The organism is Opitutus sp. sgz309028 (assembly GCF_059821195.1).
The window spans coordinates 356,185-382,050 of record NZ_JCAMRR010000003.1 but is presented as its reverse complement, the minus strand read 5'-3'; the positions used below and the strand labels follow the sequence as shown (position 1 = coordinate 382,050).

Below are 25,866 nucleotides of genomic sequence, written 5' to 3'. Positions count from 1 at the left end.
GTCGAAACTCAGCGCGCTTTCGCTTTCGCGGACGAAAACAGCGACAGATCGATGGCGTCGGCCATGATTCGATAGCCGGCAGCCGAAGGATGCAGGTGGTCGCCACCGTCGACGGCGGCGGAAAGCCGCGCGGGCTGCGCGGGATCGCGCGTAATCGCGTCGAAATCGATCACACCATCGAACTCGCCGCTGTCGCGAATCCAGGCGTTGACCTTCTGCCGATCCGCTTCGCTCTCCGGCGTGTCGTAGGAGGTGAAACCCGCGAACGGCATGATCGTCGCGCCAATCACGCGGATCCCATGGCGATGCGCGCGCAGGATTATCTGGCGAAACGCGGCAATGAGATCGTCCGCCGACGCCGCCGGCAGCCCCTTCGTTCGCGCGCCGACCGCCGTGCCGAGATCGTTGACGCCTTCGAAGATGACCAGCCAGCGCACGCCGGGTTGCGCAAGCACGTCGCGATCGAAACGCTTCAGCGCGCTGTCGCCCAATCCGTCGCGCAAAACGCGTCCGCCGCCCGCGCCCTGGTTCAGCACCGAAATCTTCGCTGTCGCCGGATTGGCGTGGAGCCGGCGCGCGAGGAGATTCGGCCAGCGATCGTTCTGATTCGTCGTCGAGCCGCGGCCATCCGTGATCGAATCCCCGAGGACGACGATCGCCGCCGCGGTCGGGTCCGCGAGCACCTCGACCGACGCGAGAAGATACCAGTGATCGGTCTGCTGCGCGTCGGGCCATGATGCTTGCACGCGCGCATCGCCGGGCTGAATGAACGAGGTCGTGCGCGAACCGGGATGCCCGGTGAGTTGCTCCGGCACGTCGAGAACATGCACGCTGATGGCGAGATTCTCGAACGCTTCGACCGCGAACGTGACGTCGTCCGACATCATCGACGTGCCGGGTAGAACGGTCACGCCCGCGCGACCATTGAAGGTGACCGCGCGATCCGTGGACAGATCGATGCCGGACGCGCCGGTGGACCGCGCGATTCGCGCGCCGGCAATCACCAGCGACTTCTCGCCGTATTGATTGGAAATCACCACGCGCAGCCGGGTCCCCGCGAGCGTCGGTTGAATGATCTGTCGCAGCGACCGCTCTGCCAAACCCGGCGCCGGTGGCATGTTGCCCGGTTCGGTCAGCTGCTGCGCCGAAACCCAGGTCGGCACCCAATGCCCGTCCCGGCCGGCCGCGTGCGAAGCGGACAGGGCCAACACGAAAACGGCGGAGGACAGAAGCAGGCGGAGTGAGGAGAACGTCATGATGCGGGAGGAGATTCTTGTCTTCGGCTCAGCGGGTTTGAGCGGGCGCGGCGTTCAACGTGACGACCGCTTCGCGCAGTCCTTCGCTCGATGCCGTGACGGTGACCCTGCCCGTTTCTCCGCGTTTCGCGCGCACGATTGCGAGACAGAAACCGCTGAAGGCATTGCGTTCCTGCGATGGGAACGGCTCGAAGCTCGTGGGGTCGCCATTGTCGGTCGCCACGATCTCGCCCGGACCCTCGATCCGGAAACGGATGCGATCATCCGCCCGCGGCACGGTGAGGCCGTTCTGATCGACGATCCGCACGGTCACAAACGCGAGATCGTTGCCGTCCGCCGCGATCGTTGATCGGTCCGTCACCGCGTCCAGCGTCGCGGCGTTGCCCGCGGTTTGCACCGACGACCGCGCCCATTCGCGGCCGTGCTTGTAAGCAATCACTTCGAGCCGGCCCGGCTCATAAACGACGTCGTCCCAGCGCAGCCGATACTCGAACGCCTGCTTCGTTTTGCGTCCGAGCGAGCGTCCGTTGAGGAAGAGCTCGGCCTCGTCGCCCGAGGTGAACACGTGCACCGGCGTTACCTCGCCGGCGCGTTCCGGCCACGTCCAGTGCGGCAGGATGTGCGCCATCGGAAACTCCGGCCGCCAGCGCGCTTGGTAGAGGTAGAACCGGTCCTTCTTGAACCCGGCCAGATCGATGATGCCGCAATAGGAACTGCGCGACTGGTAGTAAGGCGTTGGCTCGCCGAGATAGTCCCATCCGGTCCACACGAACTCGCCTGCCACAAACGGATGCCGGTCGAGCTGTCCGAAAACTTTGTCCGCCGTCGAACCGAAATCGACGGCGTGAAGCTCATACGCCGTCACTTGGCGGATCTGCGAATCGCCACCGCGTCCGTCGCGCACCGGCGCACTCACGAGCGGCGACACGGGGAACAGATACACGCCGCGACTGCTGAAAGCCGACGCCGTCTCCGTGCTCATGATGACCTTGTCCGGGAACTTGTCGCGAAAAGCCGGATACTGCGGCGGCGTGCGAATGCGGTCGGTGCCCTCGAACTCCGGCTCCTGGCGAATGCCCTCGCCCTGATAATTCAACCCGATGATGTCCACCACCGCAGGCAGCGGCATGTCGGGCTTGGCCCAGTTCATCGCGGTCGTGGTCGGCCGCGTCGGATCCTCCTCACGCACGATGTCATGCAACCGTTTCGCCACCGCCGCGCCGGCTTCGTCGGTGTATTGTTCGCCGACTTCGTTGCCGATGCTCCAGATGATCACCGACGGGTGGTTGCGGTCGCGACGCAGCATCGCGCGCATGTCCTGCTCGTGCCACTCGGGGAAAATCAGGTGGGAATCGAGCGGCGTCTTCTTCCGCTCCCACATGTCGAAGGATTCGTCCATCACCAGGAAACCCATGCGGTCGGTGAGCTCGAGCAGCTCCGGCGCCGGCGGATTGTGGCTCATGCGGACGGCGTTGCAGCCCATCTCGCGGAGCAGCTCCAGCTGACGCTCGGCCGCGCGCACGTTGAACGCGGCGCCGAGCGCGCCGAGATCGTGGTGCTGATTGACGCCCTGCAGCGGAATCCGCTCCCCGTTAACATAAATACCGTTCGCCGGATCGAAATGAACCTCGCGCACGCCAAAACGCGTTTCGTAGCGATCGACGACTTCTCCGTCCCGCGTGACGGTCGTCACCGCGACATAGCGATGCGGCGTCTGCGTCGGCGGCGGGCCCCAGAGCCGCGGATTCCGCAGCGTGCCGGCGCCGGCAACCGTCACGCTCCCGCCGGCGGGCACAGTTGTCTCCGACGTTTCAATACGCGCGACCGCGGGGCCGACGATCCGGCCGTTCGCATCGATCGGGTGAATTCCGGCCGCGACCTGCACTTTCGCCGCAGCCGTGGAATCGTTGTCCAGGGTGACTTCCAGATCGACCGTCGCCGACGAGAGGGAGATGTCGCGCGTGGAGACGCGCGTGCCCCAGTGCGCAACGTGCACCGGCTGCGTCTTCACGAGCCAGACGTTGCGGTAGATGCCGCCGCCGGGGTACCAGCGCGAGGACTGCGGCGGGTTGTCGAGACGGATCGCGACCAGATTCTCGCGGCCGGGTTCGACGAAGGGCGTCAGATCCACGCGCCACGACGAGTAACCATACGGCCAGCCGCCGACGATGCGGCCATTGACCCACACGGTCGCATAGGACATCGCGCCGTCGATATCGAGGAAGAGGGATTTGCCGGCATCGCTGGCCGGAAGGTCGAACTTCTTCCGATACCACCCGATGCCGGGGCTCGGCAGCCGTCCCATTCCACCGCCGCCTCCGGTGGTGATGAACGGCCCAGCGATCGCCCAGTCGTGCGGCAAGGTGACGCGCTGCCACGCACCGTCGTCGAAATCCTTTTTCACGTAGGCGACCTCGCCGCCCGGATTTCCCCCGGGTCGCACAAACCGGCGGGAGGGATCTTTGATGAACCGGTTGCCGGTCGGCAGTATCCACGGTTTGAGCACGGTGCGGCGGTCGGCTGCCAGCGCCTCCGCCTCCAGCGGACGCGCGTCCGCCACGCGGTCAACGCCTTCCGGTTCCGCTGGCGGCCGGACGTCGTAGCGCAGATCGACGGTGTTGCCCGGCGGATCCTCTTTTTGAAACTGCCAGCCGTCGTTGAACGAAATCCGCTCCCGCGGCGGGGCCGCGAAGACATCGGCCGAACCGAGGCCGATCAGACTGCACAAAACTACAAAAAAATGACGGGGAGAGATCATGAGGCGAGGGGCGCGGGAAGCATACATTCCCGGCCGCAGGGTCGCCACCATGGAAGCACGCGCAACCGGCCCGCCAGTCCAACAACAGAACGCGCCGGAGGGCGTCAGATTTCGTCCGCGGCGCGACGAAACAGATGCGCGCGCAGGGCCGGATGCTCGGTCAGGCTGGCCGCGCGAGTAAACGCCGCCCGCGCCTCCTCGCGGCGCTTCAGCCACCGCAGCACGTGCGCGCGCGCCGCCCAATACGGTTGGTGCGCGGCAACGCGCTCGGTCGAAATCCCCTCGAGCGCGTGGAGGGCCTCGTCCGCACGGCCGATCTCGGCGAGCGCGACCGCGCGGCCAATTTGCGATCCGATTCCCGGCGCTAGCCGCATGAGCCCTTCGTAAAGCAGCGCAATCTCCGCCCAGTCGATCGTCCCGCTGATTGCCCGGTGCGCGTGGATCGACTGAATCGCGGCTTCGAGTTGAAAACGGCCGGGCTTCCGCTCCGCCGCCGCGCGACGCAGCAGGTCCTCGGCTTCGCGGATCAGCGGCTGCGACCAACGCGCGGTGTCCTGCTCGTCGAGTGGCACGAAGCGTCCGTCGTCCGCGAACCGCGCCGCTTCGCGCGCCGCGCAATGCAACATCAGCGCGAGCAGCCCGAGCGCCTCCGGCTCCTGTGGGCGCAGTTGCACGAGCGTTCGTCCCAGCGCGACCGCGTCGCGTGCGAGCGCGCGAGGCGCGGAGCTCTCGTCCGACACGCTCTCCCAGCCCGCGGTGTAGGCGGAATAAATCGCATCGAGCACAAAGGAAACGCGCTCGTCCCACTCCGCCGGTTCCGGCACGCGAAACGGCACCGCCGCGCTGCGAATCTTCTGTTTCGCCCGCACGAGGCGCTGCTCCATCGCCGACGGCGAAACCAGAAACGCCGACGCGATTCGCGCCGACTCGATCCCGAGCACGGTTTGCAGCATCAGCGGCGTTCGCGCCGCCGGGTCGATGCCGGGATGCGCACAGACGAAGAGCAGCTTGAGCCGCTCGTCGGGAAACTCATCGCTCCGCTCCGCCATCGTTTCGGCTTCGGCGGCGACTTGTTGCAGAAACGCAGTTGCGTCTTGTCGCACCGCCTGACGGCGAAACGCGTCGATCTGCCGGTTGCGCGCGGCGCGCAGCAACCACGCTTCCGGTTTGTCGGGCACGCCGTCGACCGACCAGCGAGCGAGCGCCCGCATAAGTGCGTCGCTCAATGCATCCTCCGCGCCAGCGACGTCGCCCGTGCGGGCCGCGAGATAGGCCACCAGCCGTCCATACGAATGGCGGACGACTTCCTCGATCGTCGCGTGCGCGGCGGGTTCGTTCATCGTTTCGGTGCCGACGCAAACTGTGCGCCAAGCAGCGGTCTCACTTCGACGGAGAAACGATCCGCGAGCGGATGGCGCGCCGCCCATTCGAGCGCCGTATCGAGATCGGGCACATCGATGATGCCGAAGCCGGCGAGAAACTCCTTCGTCTCCGCGTAAGGACCGTCGTGCACCTGGCGTTTGCCGTCGCGGACGGAGACGGTGGTGGCATGGCGCGGCGAACCGAGGCCGGCGCCGCCGACAAAAATTCCGGCGGCTTGCAGCGCTTCGCCGTAAGCGCGGCCGGCGGCAACCGTGGCGGCATCGTCGCGTTGCTCAAAATGGGACGGCGGAACATGGACCAGGAGGGCGTATTTCATGATGTGGTAACAATCCGAGGGTTGATTGCGCCGCGACAAAAGATCGTGGCATCACCCTGAAGACGCGCCACGCCGAACCATCCCGACATTCCGCGAATTTTTTCGCGCCCCTCACGCCTCAACTCTCAACTCTCAACTCTCATCTCTCATCTCTCATCTCTCAACTCCCTCAACCCCCTCCCCCTCTCAAAACGCCACCGAGCAATCGACGCCGTATTCCGTTCCAGAGTTCGGCCGTGCGAGCAGCGCGACCAGATCGCGATCGAGCACGTTGTTACCCGTGAGCCGAACGTTCCACGTCGGCTGGCCCTTGCGCTTGTGCGTGTAGCCGAGATTGGCGCCGAGCAACGTGTAGGCCGGATAATCGAGCCGCTCGCGCACGTCGCTCGTATAATAAGCGATGACTTCCCCGACGTGAACCAAGCTCAGCCCGCACGAAAACCCTTGCAGCCAGCCTGCGTTCCAGGCCCGGCGGACCGATCCGCTGGCCGTCGTCGCCGGCATGCGCGTGAGCGCGCGGCCCACCTCCTCCGGCACGTCGGGCGAAGAGGTCGTGATCGCACGGGTGTAGGCCCCACGGCCGGTAAACGTCCACGCCGGCGAAGGTTTCCAGCCCACCACCACGACGCCACCGGTGAAGCGTTCCGCGCCGCTGGAAACCAGTTGCGGCTGCCGCTGGTTCGCATCCGCGATCGGATCGTCGTAGAGCGGATTTCGCCGTGCGATGTTCTCGTTGGAATATTGGAACGCCGTCAGCGACGCACTCAGTCGCCGGTCAAGCAGCACGGTGCGAAGGCCCGTCTCGTAACCGAAGGTGCTTTCGTTGCCCTGGATTTTTCCCGTGCGCGCGTCCACGCGAGTTGACGGCTCAAAGGCCGAACTGACGGACGCGAAACACAGCGCGTAGCGGCCCAAATACTGGTTGGCCGCGGCGTGGAAGGTCAGCCGGCCCGTCAGGTCCTCCGCGCGCGGCTGTCCCGCGCCCGGCCGGAAATCGTGCACGTCGACCTGCGCGAAATCCTGCCGCAGTCCGAGCGAAAACACCGTGCGGCCGCGCTTCAGCGCGGTGCGACTGTTGAGGACCAGCGCGCCGAACAGGATCTCGTCCTGCCGGTCCGTGATGATTCGCTCATAAAGCGACGGACTGTAGGCCGGCCGGCTGAAATCGGGCGTATCCGGATCGAAAAGACGCGCCGTGACCGGCAGCGCGTTGCGGTCCGCCACCGTGAGCGCGCGCTGTTCGTTGTCGCCGCGCACGAGGGTGCTTTCGACGCCGAGCAGCACTTTGTGATCGGCGTTCCACGCCGCGAAGCGCCACGTCAGGTCGGACTGCAACATCAGGCCATTGAATGCCTGCTCGATGTGCCGCGGTTCGCGCGTGCCGGAAAACCGTCCGGTCGAGACGACATATTGCCCCGTGGTGAAACGATCCTGTTCGATCTGCCGTCCGAACCATTGCGCGCCCGCTCGCAGGCTGAGATTCGGCTTGAGCTGACTCTCGATCTGGCCGCTCAGGCTCAGCACGTCGCGCCGCACCCCGGCATGCGGACCGAACGCGTGAAAATCCACCAGCGGACGATACGGCCCCACGATCCGCGAGCTCGGCGTCAGCCGGTATTCCACGACGCCGGGATTCGGATTACCGTCGTAACGAAACCAATCGAGCTGCCACAACGAACTGGTGCTCCGCGAGTGCTTCACCGCGATCGCGCCGGAAAAATACGCGATGGCGTCCTGCGCGAACGGCTGCGGTCCGCGGCTGCCTCGCGCGCCGAGCGTGACGGCGTGCCACGCCTTCTTGTCGCGGAGGATGCCGGCATCCTTTGCCTCCACGAACCACCGGTCGTTACTGGTGGCGGTGAACCGCAGTTGCCGGGCCGGCCGGCCGCGGGGTCGCAGTGTCAGGAAATTGCGGATACCGCCGGGCGCGGCCCGACCGGTGACCGGCGTCAGCGCGCCGCTGATGGTCTCCGAGCGCTCGCTGTTGATGACTTCCGGAAAGCCGGACTGGGTGAAGCCGTTGCGCCGCATGGGCGTCGGAAAACCGCGCAAATTGAGCCGTTCGCCGCCGAGCGCGGACTCGACCGGACTCGCCCCGGTGGCCTGACTGACCTCGAAATCGAGCTCGCCCACCGGCGCGTCCTCGGCGCCGACGTCCACCAGCAGATCGCTCCCGAACGGCGCCTCACTGCGCTCCGCATCCAGCATGTCCAGGCTGGTCGGATCGTAGTCGGGTGAATCGTCGTCGTCGCTGACAATGAAGTGATCGAGGATGATCGGGCCCTCGCGCAACGGATCGCCGCTCAAGAGCCCGGCGCCCGCGGCGCGCTCCGGCAGGAACCCTGCGGCGGTGCAGAGCAGCGCGACGACCGCAGGAAAAATCCGTCCCGGAGCGACGCGACCCATCACACGCCGAAGCCGGGGCGATACGCCTTGGTCAGGTAGCGGTTCGCGTCAGGCAGATTGGTGATCTGCAGCGCCGACGCGTCCCATTCGATCCGTTTGCGCGCGCGGATCGCCACGTTTCCCAGCAGCACGATCTCGCTGAACGGACCGGCGTAGTCGAAATTGGACCCGGCGGCGGGGCCTCCTTTGCAGGCTTTCACCCATTCGTAGTAATGGCCGTCCGTGCTGCGCGGCAAGGACTTTGCCGGTAAAGAAGGTGCGATTTCGCGCATCCGCGTTTCGGGCACGAAGCGCACGCTCTGATAATAGGTGTCCGCGAGCACCGTGGCCTTGCTACCGACGATCAGCGTGCCGCTTTCGGGCAGCCTCCGATTCTCCTCGAAATCGAGCGGCAGCACCGGCGTGAAACCGCCGTCATACCACGTCCACTTCACCGCCGGCTGCGCGCCGCGCGCCGGAAATTGATACGTCACCATCGCCGCCTTTGGCGCGCCCACCTCGGTCTGTCCGCTGCTGGTCGCCTCCACCCAGATGGGAACCGTGAGTTCGAGCGCGGCATACGCGCCGTCCATGACGTGGCACGCCATGTCGCCGAGCGCACCGCAGCCGTAATCCCAGTAACCGCGCCAGCGGAACGGGGCGAACGCCGGATCGTATTCCCGCGCCGGCGCCACGCCCAGCCAAAGATCCCAGTCCAGTTCCTGCGGCACCACCGGCATCAGCTTGCTGTGATCCGGCGCGCCCATCCCTTGCGCCCACGTCGGCCGGTTCGTCCAGCTGTGGAGCTCGCGCACTTCGCCCAGCAGACCCGCGCGATACCACTCTTTCAACAGGCGCACGCCTTCGTTCGCGTGACCTTGGTTGCCCATTTGCGTCGCCACCTTCTTTTCGCGGGCGAGCCGCGTGAGTTCTCGCGCCTCCCAGACCGTGTGGGTCAGCGGTTTTTCCAAGTAAACGTGTTTGCCGAGCGAGAGCGCCGCGACCGCCATCGGATAGTGCATATGATCGGGCGTCGAGATCCGCACGGCGTCGATTTGATTGCCGAGCCGGTCGAACATCTGCCGGTAATCGCGAAACCGCGGCACGTCCGGAAATTTTTGATACGTGACCGCCGCGCGGGCATCGTCCACGTCGCAGAATGCCACGAGGTTTTCGTTCTGCAGCTCCAGCACCGCATTCCGACCCCGCCCGCCGACACCGATAAATGCAACGTTGAGCCGGTTGTTGGGCGACTCACCGGCTTGGGCTCGAAGGATCGCGGGGAAAGCGACCGCGGAGACGGACGCGATCGAGGCCTTCTTCAAGAAAGAACGACGGGAGAACTTGGAAGTTTTCATGCGGGGTAATCTCAAAAAGTTGAAATCCATCTAACCTAGGTCAATATAATTTGAGCGGCACAGACCAACGTAACCGAGCAGGCGACTCGTCTGTAAATATTTTGTTTTTATTGGTTAATACAATACAATTGACGCGCTCAGCTAGGGAGTATTTCGATCTATATCGCCTTCGATTCCCCACCCGCCGGCCCCTTTCCGATGGAAATCCCACCCCGCCTCCTAATAGTCGCAGCCTGTTCGCTCGTGCTGCTCGCTCCGGCGTCGCCGACCTTCGCCGTCGGATCCGAACGCGTCGATCTCTCCGCGGTCAAAGCCGTCGCGTCCGCCACCGACGAGCCGAAACGCGCCGCGGCGTATGCACGATTCCTCGGCGAGTTGGCGACCGAGTCCGACATGCCGATCGATACGCGCCTGCATTGTGCCTGGGCCGCCTATCTCCTGGCCGCCAACGACGAGGAGCGCGGGCGGCTTCTCGCTTACGCCGCCACGATCCCGGATGCGCGTGCGCGCATGCTCATCGGTTCGTTTCGCGAGTTTCCGGCGTTGCGCAAAGCCTGGTCCGACGCCGACCGCGCCCACTCCGCGCTCCTGCTGAAGGATCGTCCTCGCGTCGTCGCCCCCGGAGAGAAACGGCCGGCGCCGCGCGACGTTTACGGCCCCAATCCCTTCGACGCTCCGTTCACCGCCGATCGTTGGAGCGATCCGCATGGCTTTGTGGGCCGCTGGGCGGCGACCGGGATCACGCTCGACCTGGTGGCGTATCCGGCAGACAACTTCATCGCCACGTTGAGCGGGTTCGACGGTCACGAGCGCCGTCTCCTCGGATTTCGCTCGGGCTCGACGCTGACCCTCCTCGGCCACGATGCCCGCGGCACCTTGCGGGACGGCCGGCTGACGCTCCAATTGAGCGAGGAACGCATCGACCTGCGCCGCACTCCCGTGGGGAAAACCTATTTCGCGCAGCGCCCGGCCGGCGCTCGCGTGCTGCTCGACGACACCACCGGCCTCATCCATTTTCGCCACGCCAACGCAGAAGCTGCCTGGAAAGTTCTGCCGGACGGCTCAGTGGAGATCGAGCCGGCCAAAGGTTCGCTGTTCACGAAAGACGCCTGGGGCGACCTGCGCGGGTATCTGGAATTCCGGCACGCTTACAACAGCGAGAGCCTCGGGCCCCGCCGCGGCAACAGCGGCCTGTATCTTTTCAATTCCTACGAGATCCAGCTGATCGACAGCTTCGGCCTGCCGCCCGCCGAAACCTCGGAAGGTTCCGTCTATCACCTCGCCGTCCCGCGCGTCACCGCCTCCGCTCCGCCGCTCGAGTGGCAATCGCTCGAATTCGATTTTCGTGCCCCCCGCTTCGACGCCACCGGACGCAAGACCGCCTCGGCGCGCCTGACGCTCTGGCTCAACGGCGTGAAGCTCCACGACGACGTCGAGATCCCGCATCCGACCGGCGGGAGTCCCGCCGGCGGACGCGAGCAAACAGATGTGCCCGGCCCGCAGGGTTTCATGCTGCAGAACCACGGCGGTCTTCTCCAGTTTCGCAACATCTGGGTCCTGCCGGCGGAAATCTGAGCCCTCCGTGACCTTTCAAGTCCCCTCCCACCCACCCCCTGAATCCTCTGTCTTCCCAATTATGATACGCCCCCTTGCCTGTCTGCTATCGTTCGGCCTGCTCGCTGCCGGCCTTCGCGCCGCCACCTATGACGTCGTGATCTACGGCGGCACCTCCGCGGCCGTGAGTGCCGCCGTTCAAGCCCGCAAGATGGGCAGGACCGCGATCATCGTCTGCCCCGAGAAACATCTGGGCGGCCTCACCGCCGGCGGCCTTGGCTGGACCGACACCGGTAACAAAACCATCATCGGCGGGCTCTCGCGCGAGTTTTACCAGCGCGTCTGGCAGCATTATCAGCGACCCGACGCCTGGAAGTGGCAGGAGGCGGACGACTATCGTAACGGCCGGCGCACCCGCACCGCCATCGATGACGCCACGAAAACCGCCTGGAACTTCGAACCGCACGTGGCCGAACAGGTATTCGAGGATTTCGTCCGCGAATATCAGATTCCCGTCCGCCGCGACGAGTGGCTCGACCGCGCCCAGGGCGTCAAGCTCCAGGACGGCCGTATCGTTTCGATCACTACGCTCAGCGGCCGGACCTACGCGGGCCGGATGTTCATCGACGCCACCTACGAAGGCGACCTCATGGCCGCCGCGGGCGTGAGCTATCACGTCGGGCGCGAGGCGAACCGCGTTTACAACGAGGAATGGAACGGCGTGCAGGTCGGCATCCTGCACCACCGCCACCACTTTGGTCCCTACAAGGCCGGTGGCGGCCTCAGCGCGCAACCCGCCCTGAAGATCAGCCCCTACGTCGTGCCTGGCGATCCGTCGAGCGGCGTCCTTCCGCGCATCAGCACCGACTCGCCCGGCCTCCGCGGCGAGGGCGATCACCGGGTGCAGGCCTATTGCTTTCGCATGTGCCTGACCGACGTGCCGGAGAACCGGGTGCCGTTTCCGAAACCCACCGGGTATGATCCGGGCCAATACGAACTCCTCCTGCGCATCTACGCGGCCGGCTGGACCGAGACGTTCGGCAAGTTCGACCCGCTGCCCAACGGCAAGACCGACACCAACAACCACGGTCCGTTCAGCACCGACAACATCGGCTACAACTACGACTATCCCGACGCCTCCTACGAGCGCCGGCGCGAAATCGTCCAGGAGCACGTCACCTATCAACAAGGCTGGCTCTACTTCATCGCCAACGACCCGCGCGTCCCCGCCGAGGTGCGTCAGGAAATGCAGCGCTGGGGCCTGCCGAAGGACGAGTTCAAGGACAACGGCCACTGGCCCCACCAGCTCTACGTGCGCGAAGCCCGTCGCATGATCGGCGCCTACGTCATGACCGAAAACGAGCTCCGCAAGAAGCGGCCGACGCCCGACTCCGTCGGCATGGGCTCCTACACCATCGATTCTCACAACGTGCAGCGCTACATCACGCCCGACGGCTACGTGCAGAACGAGGGCGACATCGGCGTCTCGACCGGCGGCCCGTATGCCATCGCCTACGGCTCGCTCGTTCCGCAACGCGGCCAGGCCGCCAATCTCCTCGTGCCCGTCTGCCTCTCGGCTTCACATATCGCTTACGGTTCGATCCGCATGGAGCCGGTTTTCATGATCCTCGGCCAGTCCGCCGCCACCGCGGCCGTGCTCGCCATCGACGGGAAACTCGCGGTGCAGGACGTGCCCTACGGCAAACTTCGCGAGCGCCTGCTCGCCGACGGCCAGGTGCTCGATTACGTGCCGGAGAAAGCCGCCAAGTAACGGAATCTCGTCAGGAAAAAGCGCCGGGCGGCCCAACGCCCAGCGCTTTTTTTTTGCCAAACTTCAAGGCAGCACGCGCACCTTGATGCTGCGGAACTTCACCTTGCTCGCCGGATCGTGTCCCTGCAGCGCGAAGGTGCCGCTCGAGAGCACCCGGCCGGCGAACTGTTTTGGGCGCTCCACGCCTTCCGGTTCCGTATAGTCGACGATCAAGCGGTCGCCCACGAAGGTCCGGATCCGCCGGCCTTCCACCCTGATCCGCAGGGTGAACCACGTTTCGTCCGACGCGACCGTCTCCAGGTTTTCCTCGATGCCCCACACGCTCGCCGTGCGCTTCGGATCCCGGTGCGAGTTGTTCACCTGGATCTCATAGCCTTTCGCCGGCCAGCCTTTTTCCTGAAACGCGGTGTGAAAATACACGCCGGAGTTGGAATTTGGATACGTCATCGCCTCGAGTTGCAGTTCGAAGTTCCGGAAGTCGTGCTTCGCCACCGGCCCGGTGTAGAACAGGTGCGCCCGCGGCCCGTTGACCACGATCGCCCCGTCTTCGACCTTGAAGGTGTCCGGCGATTCGTTCGCCTGCCAGCCGGCGAAGGAGCGTCCGTCGAAGAGCAACTGCCAGCCGTCCTGGACTTCGGAGCGCGTGAGCTCGTTCGGTGAGGCGCCATACCCGCTCATCGCGAGCGCGCCAAAGAGAAGGAACAGTCGGGTCGTTTTCATCGTCAAAGCAGCAGCTGCGGAGCCCGCTGAAATCGCGGGCTCCACCAGGCGCATCGGTTTTATTTTGGCTCACTCGCCCAGCCAGATCCAGCGCACCGTGTCGATCAGCACGACTCCGTCGGCGCCAGCATTCGAAATCTTCACCGACGCCGGCTGGCCGGCCTTGAAGCGGAACTCGCCCAGCGGCTGAAACGCGAACGGTCCCGGCTTCTTCTTCTGATTAAGTTTGATCTCCTTCTTGCCGTCCGCGTGCGTGATCGTCACCGACGCATTCGTCGCCCGGTTGCCGCCGCTCGGAAACGCCATCGCCACTTTGTAGCGGCCGGTTTTCGGAATCGTGGTGACGAAATCCGCGGTCATCGGCTCGCCGCCTGGGCCCTGGTCCATGAGGCCGACGCGCTGACGATATTCCACCTCCGGTCCGCGCGTGCGATTCCAGCGTCCATCGAGCTTCGCCTTGTAGTAGTGAACCTCCCGGTCGAGCGACGGCTCGTTACCGAGCACGACCTCGGCCCGCGCCGGCAGCGCGACCAGGCGTTTCTGATCCTGCACCAGCAGCATGATCTTCGCCGGCGCCGCCTGGTTGAACGTGTAACTCGCCTTCGCGCCCGTCGCCTGCACTTCCCCGCTGCCGTCGAAGTTCCATGCGATCGTCTTCAGCGGCGATTCCACATGCCGCGGGACCAACTCGAATTCCACCGGCTGCCCCGGCTGCGGGTCGCGCGTGAGGACCTTGATATCGACGACCGGACGGAACGGCGCCTTGAGCGGAACGCCGTCACGGCGGAGACGCTCCTGCAGTTTCGCGATGGAAATATCCTGCGCCTTCACGCCATCCTGCCGCGCGATGTCCACCGCGACGCCGCCCGCGTGTCCCAGCATCATGAATACAGGCTCCATCCGCAGGCTGGAATACGCGACGTGCGAGGCGGACACCGCGGCGACCACCACCAGATTGTCGAGCCCATAGGGCAGCAGGCTGCGATACGGAATCTCCCAGGCGTCCGAGGCATCGTTGAAATGCCCCTCCTCCACCGGACCTTCGTCGGTCTGGATGATGTGGATCGCGTGGGCGTCCATGTTGTAGCTGCCCATGCAAACGGTGTCGGGCTTGGCCCGGTCGTAGAGCAGATCGTTCTGCGTGATGAAATAGCGCCCCAACAACCGGCGGGCGACGCGCACGTAAACCTGCGGCGTGACGTGGCCGCTCTCGAGAAACTCGTCCTTCGGCAAACCCCAGCGGCGCGCGTCCGCCTTGAAGGCCTCCGGCAGGCCCGGATCGTTCTGCAACAGATACCAGAGGCTCAGCCAGTAATCCTGGACCTTTTCCGTAATGCGCGCGCGTTGTTCGTAGTCGCCCTCGGCGTAACCGAAATTGACGCCCGGAAAATCGGCTTTGTTCGGATCGCATTTGCCGTTGATCATCGCCCACCGCTGCGTGTCCGTGAACAGCTGATCGAGCCGCGTGAGGCCAAGCCGGTTGACCGTCTCGATGTGGTGCGCATGCGCCTCGCGGTAGTAATGCTTCGGCTTCGGGATCGGCACGCGGTTGTCGTCGCGGATGCTGAGCGTGCCGCGAATGTTGTAGGCCTGCACGCGGTGATCGCCCTTGCCGAGATATTCGACGGGGCCGTTCGTGATGCCGGCGAGCGGCTCGTTGTATTCCGAGCGTGCCTCGCGTCCGACGCGATAAAGGGCGCCCGCCTGCGCCATGAGATCGCCCTCATAACTGCCGTCGACAAATTGCGTGGCGGTGAAGCGCGTCTGCTCCCGCGTCTCATAATTCCGCGTGGTGAACGCCACGATCCGCGTGCCCTTCACCTCCACGTCCTCGAGCCGCTCGCGGATGCGCACCTCGACGCCGGCCTCGGCCAGCATCTCCCGATAGATCTGCAGCGCGACTTTCGTCTCGAAGAAATACCCGCCGCCGCAGTCCTTCACCTGCTGGGAATCCGGACCGTAGACCTTCGTGTAGTGCTGCAGCACGCGGTCGTAGAACTCGCGCGCGAGGCCGCCAATCGTATCCGACTTTCCGATATCCGTTTTGGTCAGCCCGCCGGTTGTCAATCCACCGATCAGGTAGCTGGACTCGACCAGCACGACCTTCGAACCGCCGCGTCCGGCCGCCACCGCGGCAGCGATGCCCGCCGACGTGCCGCCAAACACGACGACGTCGGGAGGCGACGAAGAAGCCGCCGCCGTCCCCATCGGGACGAGCAGCGAGCAGACAAGCACGAACAACGTGGCGAAACGAAGGGGTCTTTTCACGGCTGGGACTGGGTTTTGAGGGGAGTTTGAAGTCGGCGCTCCAGATGGCGCAGCACGCCGATCTGCACAAACGCGGTGGATTCGGGATAGAGATCGAAGTGCAGACGGTCCTCGATCGTGTCGCCATCGGTGTCGGTGACGAAATTGTAAACGCCGCCGGTCTCGGTGAAGAGCCGCGCGTCGAACGGATTGTTGCCGCAGAAATAGCCGAACACCTCGTCGAAGCGCCGGCCATAGCGTTCATCGCCCGTCAGCGCTTCCATCTCTGCGAGCGCCTGCAGCCACAAGCCGGCATGGAAATACGTGAGGTGCGTCGAGGTCGATTGGTGCGCGCGGTAGCGCAGCTCGCCGAGGTTCTCCGGCGTGCGACGACCCACCGGCAGGATCACCGGGCCGCGATAGGCGCCGTCCACGGGACGCGCCGTCAACCAGCCGTCCGCCACGCGCACAGCGACATCGCGCCAGCGCCGCGCCGAAGGGTGCGTCGAAAACGCCATCGCGCCGCGGGCCATCGCCGCGACCGCGGTCGCATCGATGTCGGCAAACGTTGACCAGTAACCTTCCGGCTGCACGGCGCCGGCGAGCGCTTCCAGCCCGAGCTGCGCGAGCGACTGCACCGTCTGCGATTCCGTGAAACCGAACTCTCCCGCGTCAAACACCCGCAAGGCGGCGATCTCCGGACGCTCGCTCGCCGCAATGAGGCCAAGCAGCAAATACGCGTGCTCGCCCGGGCTGCGCCAAAGCGGCCGGGTCGCGCCAGATCCGTCCCGCGCGCGAATCGCCCGCACATAAGGCTGGCCGTCGTCGCTGCGTTCGCGCGCGAGTCCGAAAGCCCATCGCAAGCCGCGCCGCAACGTGGTGCGCAACGTTGCCTCGTCCATGCCGGGCAGCGGACGGCCGAGCGCTTCGCCGACCGCCCAAAGCGAGCGGCCCAGAAACACGCCACCGCGCCGATGGTCGCCTCGTCCCGGCGCCGCAAACCAGCCGGTGCCGTCGAGCACCAACTCGCCGTCGGCAAACATGCCATAATAGAACGCACCCGGACCTTCGACGCCGAGCTGCACCGGCGCGGGATCGTTTTCCGTTCGTTGCATCGCGGCGAGGTTCAGCAGCACTTCGTTGCAGAGCGTCGCGAGGTTGTCCTCCGCGGGATCGACCGTCGCGGACGCCAGCCGCCAGCGGCGAAGATGTGCGACGAGGATGTCCGCGGTGTCGTTCGCGAAGGTAAAAGCTGGATACACGCCGGAGCCGGGCGGCCGCTCGTTGTCGTTCGACGGCCCGAACCAGCTGTCCCACACCGCCTGCCAGAACGACCGCGCCACGCGCCGTCCCAGCGGCGTCGACCAATCGCGATCGCGGGCGTCGAAATCGAACAGTGCCAGCCCGTGCTTGAAAAACGCGAGATCCGTCGGATGCGCCAGATCGAAGTCCGTCCGCCCCACACCCGCCAGCGCGGCGCTCCGGCTCTGAAAATACAGGTTCATCAGCGCACGCGTGCGCGTCCACTCCGGCGCCGCCGCGTCCACGCGTCCGTCCGCGGCCCGCAAATCGGTCGTAAACGCCGCGGGCATCGCGGGCAGACCTCCCGCGCGCGAATCATATACCAGCACCACCGCTTCCGCACGATCGCTCGCCGCTGCGCCGGCCGCAGGCGCCGCGTCGACGAAATAGATTGAAGGCTGCAGTTCTCCGGCGTCGGCGAAATCGCGCGGATAGCGCGCCGTGAATCGACCCGCGGAGACCTTCGCTTGCGTGGTTGTCGTCCGTCCCGCGCCATCCGTCACGCGCAGCCAGATTTCGTTCAGCGTCGGATCGGAAACGCCTCCTTCGATCCGAAGGTCAGACGTGGCCGCGAGGTCGCGAAACGGCGAGGTCGCCACCAGGTCGCGCAGCGACACTGTCAACTCCCGCGCGGTGGTCGTAGTCGCGAGGCACACCGTCGCGATGAAAACTCCTAGTGAGGTGCAACCGGCGAAACGCATGGCGGGATCAGCTGACGGATTGCGATGGCGCCGCGAGCACATACGCATCTTCGCGCAAGGCCGGCGCGGGCCGGCCCGAAAGCAGACGCCACCAGACGCGCGCCGACGTCAGCACGATGCCGAGCACGAGCACGAGAAACGCCCCGGTGACGGCTGCGTTGATATACTGACTCGTCAGGAGGTGCTGCCACTGCGACAGCTGCTCGGCCGTGCCGCCGCAGGCAATCTGTTCGCGATAACGCTCGGCCGCACTGAGAAAACCTAGACGCGGATCCGCGCTGAAAATTTTCTGCCAGCCCGCGGTCATCGTCACCGCGAGCAGCCAGGCGAGCGGCGCCAGTGGCACCCACAGATAACGGCGCCGGCCCATCTTGAGCAGCACCGTCGTGCCCAGCGCGAGCGCGATGACTGCGAGGAGTTGGTTGGCGACGCCGAAGATCGGCCAGAGCGAGTTGATGCCGCCCAGCGGATCCACGACACCTTGATAAAGAAACGAGCCCCACAAGGCCACGAACAGCACGCTGCCCAGCCAGCTCGCCGCCGCGGAATCGGTTCGCCGCAACGGCTTCCAGACGAGGCCGAGCAGGTCCTGCATCAGGAACCGCCCCACCCGCGTGCCGGCGTCGATCGTCGTCAGGATGAACAGCGCCTCGAACATGATCGCGAAGTGATACCAGAGCGCGAGCGCCGTCTTGCTCCCGAGCACGCCGGCAAACATGTGCGCCATGCCGACGGCAAACGTCGGCGCGCCGCCGGTGCGTCCCACCATCGTCTTCTCGCCGACATCCGCCGCGAGCCTCTCCATCTGCTCCACGGTCACGGGAAAGCCCAGCGCCGTGACCTGAGCCGTCACCGCCGCGGGCTCGCCGCGGAGGTTGATCGCAAAATACTCGCCCGGCTCCATCACGCAGGCCGCGATCAGGGCCATCACGCCGACCAGCATCTCGGTCACCATCCCGCCGTAGGCCACCACGCGAATGTCCCGTTCGCGGGCGATGAGTTTCGGCGTCGTGCCGGAGGAGATAATCGCGTGAAAGCCCGACACCGCCGCGCAGGCGATCGTGATGAAGCAGAACGGAAACACGCTGCCGGCAAACACCGGCCCCGTGCCGTCGACGAAACGCGTGAGTGCCGGCATCTTCAGCATCGGCGCGAGCACGACGATCGCGACCGCCAGCAGCGCCACGGCACCGATCTTCATGAAACTGCTCAGGTAATCGCGCGGGGCGAGGAGCAGCCAGACGGGCAGCACGCTCGCGAGCAGTCCGTAGGCCATGATGCCCCACGCCAGCGCGCGACCGTCGAGCGTCAGCCAGGACTCGAGCGGCGTCCCGTGTATCCATTTTCCACCGACGACCGCGAGGAGCAGCCCCGCGACGCCGAAGACCGAGATCGCGCCGACGCCGATCCGGCTGAAGCGCATGCCGAGTCCCATGATCATCGCCACGGGAACCGTCGCCAGAATCGTGAACAGTCCCCAGGGACTTTCCGCCAGCGCGCGCACGACGACAAGCGCCAGCACCGCGAGAATGATCACCATGATCGAGACCGTGCTGATCAACGCCAGCCCGCCTGCCAGTGGCCCCACCTCCTCGCGCACCATCTCGCCCAGCGATTTGCCGCCCCGGCGCGTCGAACAAAACAGAACAATCGAGTCGTGCACCGCACCGCCGAGCGTCGCGCCGACCAGCATCCACAACAATCCCGGGAGAAAGCCGAACTGGGCCGCCAATACCGGACCGACGAGCGGTCCCGGCCCGGCGATCGCGGCAAAATGATGCCCGAACACCACCCAGCGGTTCGTGCGCACGAAGTCCTTGCCGTCCTCCTTCGTCTCCGCCGGCGTCGCCCGCTGCTCGTCGAGGGTGAGCACCTTGGCCATGAGCCATGCGGAATGAAACCGATAGGAGATCGCGAACACGCAGCCGGCGGCCACGACCATCCACAGCGCGTTGACCGGCTCGCCGCGTGAAAGCGCCAGCACGGCAATGGACGAAGCGCCCGTGAGGGCGACCGCGCTCCAGCCGAGCACGCGCAGAAGATTCCAGGAGGGAGTTGGGGGAGACGACAGCTTCATCGACTTTCGAAAGACCGCAGGATGGCGGGTTGAAACGATACGGCTCGAAAGAGCCAGGGGCGTATCATATCGACCTATGTCGGACGAAATCCGATCGCGATGTCAAGGCCGCGATCGCCAACCCCGCGAGTTTTCCGCCCGTTTCCGCGCGAATCCCTCGTTCGTGCGGAGCCGCAACGCAGAGGAAGCAGAAACTCTGCAGAAAAGCACTTGACGGCAAAACTGGCTGACATATGTCACCTACACCCCCGTCGAATGTCTGTTTCGAAGCTCAACGTCGTCCGTAACGGCAAGATCCCGGTTTACGAGCAAATCGCCAACCACCTCAGAGCCCGCATCGCCGCGGGAGAGCTGTCGGCCGGCGAAAAGCTGCCCGGCATCAAGGTGCTCGCGAAGAGCATGGGCGTGAATCACCTCACGATGCGCCAGGCGCTGCGCACGCTGGAGGAAAGCCGCGTCGTCACCACCGAGTCCGCGCGCGGCACGTTTGTCGTGGGCAACGACCCCACCCGCCTGCAGATCGCGCTGCTCCTCCCCAATCTCAACGAAAGCTCTTCGCGCATTTCCGCCGGCGTGCAGGAAGTCATGGCCGGCACCAAGTCGACGGTGGATATCTTCCACTACGACGAGAACGATCCGCTCGAGCGCGAGCAGATCGATCGTCTCGCCAGTGAGGGCTACGACGGCGCAGTGGTGTTTCCCAGCCTCAGCGTCCCGTCGTTGAAGCCGCTGCTGCAGATGATGCTCGAGGGTTATCCGCTCGTCTTCATCGACCGTGCGCCGGGCCAGTTCCCGAGCTGGTCCGTCTGGTCGGACAATTTTCGCGGCGGCCTGATCGCGACCAATCACCTCATCCAGAGCGGCTGCCGGCGTATCGCCTGCGTGGCGACAAAGCTAAGCGGCACGCTCGATCGCTACGAGGGCTACCTGCGCGCGATGGGCGACCACAAACTCGCGGTCGACTTCAACCTCGTCCGCCAAGTCGAGCCGCACGACGAACAGATCGAGCAGATCGTCGACGAATGGCTCAACCTTCCCGAGCCGCCACAAGCGATTTTCTTCACCAACGACTTTCAGGCGTTCCGCGGCCTGCGCCATATCCACGAGCGAGGCCGCAGCGTCCCCGACGATGTTCGCGTGGTCGGCTTCGACGACCTCTCCATCTGCACGTTGAGCGCGCCCGCTCTCACCACCGTGCGCCAGGATTTCTCCGAGATCGGTCGCACCGCCGCCCGGCTGCTCACCGAACAGATCCGCATGCCCAAGGAGAAGCGTTTCGCGGCCAGCCGCCACGAAAGCATCGCGGTCGAGCTCGTGATCCGCGGCAGCGCCTGAACCGGCGCGTCGTCTTGTAAGTCCCTCGTCTTTCGGAATACCCCAAAACCGACCTATTTCAGCCTATATGCAATTCCTTCCAACCCTTTCGAACTCCGCGCCAACGAGGGTGAGTCGTTCGTGCGAACTTCGCCGGTGGTGGCGTATCGGTCACCGGGTGGGCCTGGGGATCGTGGTTGGGTCGGTCGGCCTCTTGGGAGGCGCATCAGCGCAGAGCGCGGCCGCGCCCCGTTCCGCCGACGTGATCGTGTTTGGGGCCACTCCGGCCGGGATCATGGCCTCGGTCGCCGCCGCGCGCCGCGGCGAGTCCGCCATTCTGCTCGAGCCTTCCTATATCGTCGGCGGGATGTTGTCGGGTGGACTCACGAAAACCGACATCGGCGATCGTTCCACCGTCGGCGGGCTCTCGCTCGAGTTCTTTTCGCGCGTCGAACGGTATTACCGCGACCACTACGGTCCCGATTCTTCACAACTGAAGGAGACACGCGGCGGCCTCTTCTTTGAACCGCATGTCGCGGATCTCGTGTTTTCCGAACTCCTGCGCGAGGCCGGCGTGACCGTCCTGCGGAAGCAGCAGCTGGTCAGCGCGGAATTCGACGGCAATGCGCTCACGAGCGTTCGCACGCGTCACTACGAGACGGGCGAGGAAAGCGAGTTTCGCGGCCGGATGTTCATCGATTCGACTTACGAAGGCGACCTGCTCGCCGCGGCGCACGTGCCCTATCGCGTCGGCCGCGAGGCGCGCGCCGAATATGGCGAATCGCTCGCCGGCCTGACCGAGGGTCCCGCCATGTATCGGGGCAAGGGCGATCATCGCGTGCAGGCCTACAACTTCCGCTCCACGCTCACGGACCGGGACGATCTCCGGGTTCCGATCGCGAAACCGAAATACTACTCGCCCGGCCCGCACCGCCATTTCGTCGAAACGGTCCGGAAACACAACTTCCACAGTTTCGAGGAGCTGTTTCACGACGCGCCGCTTTGGGGCCCCGTCAACGGCAAGTCGGATCCCAACAAAGCCGATTTCACCGGGGTCAACTACAACTACCCCGAAGCCGACTACGCCATGCGCGCCGAGATCGCCGCCCGGGTGCGCGATCATTGGCTGAGTCTGTGGTGGATGCTGCAGAACGATCCCGAACTACCGGAAGATTTCAAAGCCTCCGCGCGCCGCTGGGGTTTGCCCAAGGACGAGTTCGTCGAGAGCGGCCACGTCTCGCCGCAGATCTACGTTCGCGAAGCCCGCCGGCTCCTCGGCCGCTATCTGCTCACCCAGCGCGATCTCGAACGCGACCGCCACAAGCCCGACACCATCGCCCTCGGCAGTTACAACATCGATTCGCACGACGTCGCGATCTTCCGCACGCCCGCCGGACTCGTCCTCGACGGCTACCTGATCTCCAGCGTCGACCCCTACGAGATTCCCTATCGCTCCCTCACGCCGTTCGCGCCGGACAATCTCCTCGTCACCTGCGCCGTCTCCGCGACGCACATCGCCTACGGCAGCCTGCGGATGGAGCCGGTATTCATGATGATTGGACAGGCCGCCGGCCTCGCCGCCCACCTCGCGCATCGTCAGCACACCTCAGTGCAGGACGTTTCCACCCCGGAACTGCAGTCGCTCCTGAAGGACGCCGGCATTCCCTTGCAGGCGCCATTCCGTCCGGTCGTCAAGATCGTCGCTCCGTCCGGCCGCATCGCGCCGGGCCAGCCGGTGCGTTTCGAAGCGCGCGACCTGCAGGTGCGCTCGCCGCTCAAATACTATTGGAACTTCGACGGCTCCGGCCGCACCGAGTCGAACGAACGCGTTGTCGAGCACACCTTTCCCGTCGCGAAGGAGGTCATCGTCAGCCTCAAGGCCATCGACGCCGACGGTCGCCATTCGCTCGTTGAGCAGATTGCGCTCACAATCGGCGATGGCGGCGCGACTGACGTGGGCGTCGCCGCCCGCGAGGCCGAACTCGTCGGCCGCTGGGACCGGGGCAGCGCCCGCAGCGTCGAGAATCGCCAGCGCGTCAATCTCCACGACATGAACGCCGGCAAGGGCGAAAAGCGCGCGATCTTCAGCGCCGTGCTGCCACGCTCCGGCACCTACGCGGTCGCCTTCGCGTTCCAGGAAGGCCCGGGCCGTGCCTCCGCCGTGCCAGTCACGGTTCATCATGCCGGCGGCGAAACGCGCGTCACCGTCAACCAGCGCGACCGCGGCACCGTTTTCGTCTTCCGTCCCCTCGGCGAGTTCACCTTCCGTGCCGGCGAGCCCGCGCGGGTTGTCGTGAGCAACGAGGGCACCACCGGTCACGTATCCATCGACGAGATACGCTGGATCTGGCTCGGCCCCTGATTTTCATGAGTTCCGCTTTTCTACCCGACCCTGGCGTTGCGGCCCGGATTCCCATCCGGACCAAGGGCTCCGCGCGGTCGTCTCGCCGCTCCGTTGCCTCGCCGTCGTCCGCCCCGGGTGCGTTGACCGATTGGGTCAACCCGTTTCAAGGCACCGATTCGCACCACGGTTTCTCAACCGGCAACACGCTGCCGCTCGTCGTGATGCCGCATGGCATGACGGCCTGGACGCCGCAAACCGGCGAGGACCGCTGGGCCTTCCAATATTCCGCGGCCCGCCTGCAGGGGTTTCGCGGCACGCATCAGCCGAGCCCGTGGATGGGCGACTACGGGCACTTTCTGCTCATGCCCTCATCCGGCGACACGCCGCCGACGTCGGTCGCGATTTCCGAATCCTCCTACCGCCGCGATCAAACGATCGCCCGCCCGCACTATTTTCGCACGCGACTCCTGCGTCACGATCTGCTCGCCGAACTGACGCCGACCGATCGCGGCGCGTGTTTTCGTTTCACGTATCGTCGCGGCCGACGCGCCTGGCTTGGGTTCAAGCTCGCCGAAGGCCAGACCCTGCGCGTCGATCGCGCGCGGCGGCTCGTCTACGGTGTCTCCACTTCGAATCAGGGCGGCGTGCCCGCCAATTTCGGCTGCCACTTCGTCGCCGAAATCGGCGCCCCGATCGTCGCCAGCGGCCGCTTCGAAACGCCCGCCACCACCTCGGACGGCTCCGGCACCACGGTCGGCGCCTGGGTCGAGCTTCGCCTGCCGCGCGATGGCCGCGTGGTCGTGCGCGTGGCGACTTCGTTCATTGGCCGCGAACAGGCGTTGCTCAACCTTCAGCGCGAACTTGGCGCGCGCAGCTTCGACGCCCTCGTCGCCTCGGCGCAGACCGCCTGGGACCGGCGGCTGGGCGTCATCACGCTCAACGACGTTTCCGACGAACAGCGGCGGACGTTCTACAGCTGCCTTTACCGCTGCTTCCAGTTTCCGCGGCGCTGGGACGAGATCGACGCTGCCGGCCGGCGAGTGCACTACAGTCCGCACAACGGCCGCGTGTATCCAGGTCCCTTTTACACCGACAGCGGCTTCTGGGACGTTTACCGGGCTCTGTTGCCGCTGTTGACGATTCTCGATCCCGACCTGGTCGGCGACATGATCGAGGGCTGGCTCAACACCTACCGCGAAGGCGGCTGGCTGCCGAACTGGCTGTGCCCGGGTTACCGGAGCTGCATGGTCGGCTCGCACAGTTCGACCGTGTTTGCCGATGCGTATCTGAAAGGCATCCGCAACTTCGACGCCGCTACCGCGTTCGCCGCGGCGCGACACGATGCCACCGTGGTCTCGCCCAACCCGGACCGCGGACGCTTCGGTCTCGCGGATTATCTGAAGCTCGGTTTCGTGCCGTCGGACCGCACGGCGCACTCGGTCGCGCGCACGACGGATTATGCTCACGGCGATTTCGGCGTCGCCCAGCTCGCCGCCGCGCTCGGCCATGCCGAGGACGCCGCGGAGTTCACCCGCCGCGCCGCAAATTTCCGGCACGTCTACGACGCGCGCAGCGGCTTCCTGCGTCCCCGCCTCGCCAACGGCACCTGGCGCAAGCCGTTCCGCGAATTCGAATGGTCGCGCGATTACATCGAAGGCAGCGCGTGGCAGCACACGTGGGCGGCACCGCACGATGTCGCCGGGCTGATCAAGCTTATGGGGGGCGAACGGAAGTTCGTCGCGAAGCTCGATCGCATGCTGGCGCTCCCGCCGCATTTCGAAACGGGCAACTACTCGCACGAGATCCACGAGATGACCGAAATGGCCGTCTCGGATTTCGGCCAATACGCGCACTCGAACGAACCCGTTCACCACGTTCTCTATCTTTACACCTACGCTGGCCGGCCCGATCGCACCCAATTCTGGGTGCGCCGCATTCTCGACGAACTGTATTCGCCCACGCGTTTCCCCGGCGACGAGGACAACGGCGCGATGGCGGCGTGGTATGTGTTGAGCGCGCTCGGATTTTATCCCGTCGCCGTCGGTCATCCGGGCTACGTGTTGGGCGCGCCGCGTTTCCCGCGCGCCACGATTCATCAGCCGAACGGCAAGGACTTCGTCATCGAGGCCGAAGGCGACGTGAACGCGTCCCGCTATTGCGCGACGGCCAGACTCAACGGCCGTGAACACGCCAGCCTCGAACTCCCGCACGCGGCGATCGTCGCGGGCGGACGGCTGGTTTTCCAGCTCACCGCCGATCCGGCCGTCGCCGCCGCGCGCGGTCGGCTGACGCCGCCATTCTCGCTCTCGCTCGCCCGTCCGGCGTCGTCGCCGCTGCGCAAACCCGGTGTCCGCCCCTCTGGCCGACGACGAACCTGACC

At 65.5% G+C, this 25,866-nt stretch carries 15 protein-coding genes; 5 read left to right on the top strand and 10 right to left on the bottom strand.

The features are described 5' to 3' along the window. Positions 1-8: 8 nt before the first annotated feature. The 6 genes from AC6RV7_RS13280 to AC6RV7_RS13255 all read right to left on the bottom strand — a co-directional run bounded on the left by AC6RV7_RS13280 (position 9) and on the right by AC6RV7_RS13255 (position 9,456). The gene (locus AC6RV7_RS13280) at positions 9-1,256 is read right to left on the bottom strand and encodes an SGNH/GDSL hydrolase family protein (RefSeq protein ID WP_500094483.1); all 1,248 of its coding nucleotides are present in this window, start codon (positions 1,254-1,256) and stop codon (positions 9-11) included. 28 nt (positions 1,257-1,284) lie between these two features. Further along, positions 1,285-4,041, bottom strand: coding sequence for a beta-galactosidase GalB (gene galB, locus AC6RV7_RS13275; RefSeq protein ID WP_500094914.1), 2,757 nt, complete (start codon positions 4,039-4,041; stop codon positions 1,285-1,287). A 77-nt stretch (positions 4,042-4,118) separates the two neighbouring features. Continuing rightward, the gene (locus AC6RV7_RS13270; RefSeq protein WP_500094482.1) at positions 4,119-5,354 is read right to left on the bottom strand and encodes an RNA polymerase sigma factor; all 1,236 of its coding nucleotides are present in this window, start codon (positions 5,352-5,354) and stop codon (positions 4,119-4,121) included. Continuing rightward, positions 5,351-5,713: a YciI family protein gene (locus AC6RV7_RS13265; RefSeq protein WP_500094481.1), complete on the bottom strand. Its 363-nt coding sequence runs from the start codon at positions 5,711-5,713 to the stop codon at positions 5,351-5,353. The genes AC6RV7_RS13270 and AC6RV7_RS13265 overlap by 4 nt, the downstream gene beginning before the upstream one ends. 186 nt (positions 5,714-5,899) lie before the next feature. Further along, positions 5,900-8,119, bottom strand: coding sequence for a TonB-dependent receptor (locus AC6RV7_RS13260; RefSeq protein WP_500094480.1), 2,220 nt, complete (start codon positions 8,117-8,119; stop codon positions 5,900-5,902). Continuing rightward, positions 8,119-9,456 (bottom strand): Gfo/Idh/MocA family protein, encoded by a 1,338-nt coding sequence (locus AC6RV7_RS13255; protein WP_500094479.1) that lies wholly within the window; start codon positions 9,454-9,456, stop codon positions 8,119-8,121. The genes AC6RV7_RS13260 and AC6RV7_RS13255 overlap by 1 nt, the downstream gene beginning before the upstream one ends. Before the next feature lie 198 nt (positions 9,457-9,654). Between AC6RV7_RS13255 and AC6RV7_RS13250 the strand changes: the two genes are divergently transcribed. After that, positions 9,655-11,031 (top strand): 3-keto-disaccharide hydrolase, encoded by a 1,377-nt coding sequence (locus AC6RV7_RS13250; protein ID WP_500094478.1) that lies wholly within the window; start codon positions 9,655-9,657, stop codon positions 11,029-11,031. A 61-nt stretch (positions 11,032-11,092) separates the two neighbouring features. Beyond that, positions 11,093-12,781, top strand: a complete 1,689-nt coding sequence (locus tag AC6RV7_RS13245) for an FAD-dependent oxidoreductase (RefSeq protein ID WP_500094477.1) — start codon at positions 11,093-11,095, stop codon at positions 12,779-12,781. A 63-nt stretch (positions 12,782-12,844) separates the two neighbouring features. Here AC6RV7_RS13245 and AC6RV7_RS13240 read toward each other — a convergent pair whose 3' ends face one another. The 4 genes from AC6RV7_RS13240 to AC6RV7_RS13225 form a co-directional block, all read right to left on the bottom strand. Beyond that, positions 12,845-13,501, bottom strand: a complete 657-nt coding sequence (locus AC6RV7_RS13240) for a 3-keto-disaccharide hydrolase (protein ID WP_500094476.1) — start codon at positions 13,499-13,501, stop codon at positions 12,845-12,847. Between the two features lie 69 nt (positions 13,502-13,570). Further along, positions 13,571-15,769 carry an FAD-dependent oxidoreductase gene (locus AC6RV7_RS13235; protein WP_500094475.1) on the bottom strand — a complete coding sequence of 733 codons (2,199 nt, stop codon included), beginning with the start codon at positions 15,767-15,769 and terminating at the stop codon, positions 13,571-13,573. Then, positions 15,766-17,751, bottom strand: coding sequence for a hypothetical protein (locus AC6RV7_RS13230; protein WP_500094474.1), 1,986 nt, complete (start codon positions 17,749-17,751; stop codon positions 15,766-15,768). Before AC6RV7_RS13230 ends, AC6RV7_RS13235 begins: the two co-directional genes overlap by 4 nt. A gap of 7 nt (positions 17,752-17,758) precedes the next feature. Further along, on the bottom strand, positions 17,759-19,828 hold the full coding sequence (locus AC6RV7_RS13225) for a carbon starvation CstA family protein (protein ID WP_500094473.1): 2,070 nt from the start codon (positions 19,826-19,828) through the stop codon (positions 17,759-17,761). 255 nt (positions 19,829-20,083) lie between these two features. Here AC6RV7_RS13225 and AC6RV7_RS13220 point away from each other — a divergent pair, with 255 nt between their 5' ends. From AC6RV7_RS13220 to AC6RV7_RS13210, 3 genes are all read left to right on the top strand, one after another. Further along, positions 20,084-21,163, top strand: coding sequence for a substrate-binding domain-containing protein (locus tag AC6RV7_RS13220; protein WP_500094472.1), 1,080 nt, complete (start codon positions 20,084-20,086; stop codon positions 21,161-21,163). A gap of 67 nt (positions 21,164-21,230) precedes the next feature. Continuing rightward, a complete protein-coding gene (locus tag AC6RV7_RS13215; RefSeq protein WP_500094471.1) occupies positions 21,231-23,504 on the top strand; it encodes an FAD-dependent oxidoreductase in 2,274 nt (757 codons plus the stop codon). Positions 23,505-23,509: 5 nt separating this feature from the next. Further along, positions 23,510-25,864, top strand: a complete 2,355-nt coding sequence (locus AC6RV7_RS13210) for a GH92 family glycosyl hydrolase (protein ID WP_500094470.1) — start codon at positions 23,510-23,512, stop codon at positions 25,862-25,864. Positions 25,865-25,866: the final 2 nt, after the last annotated feature.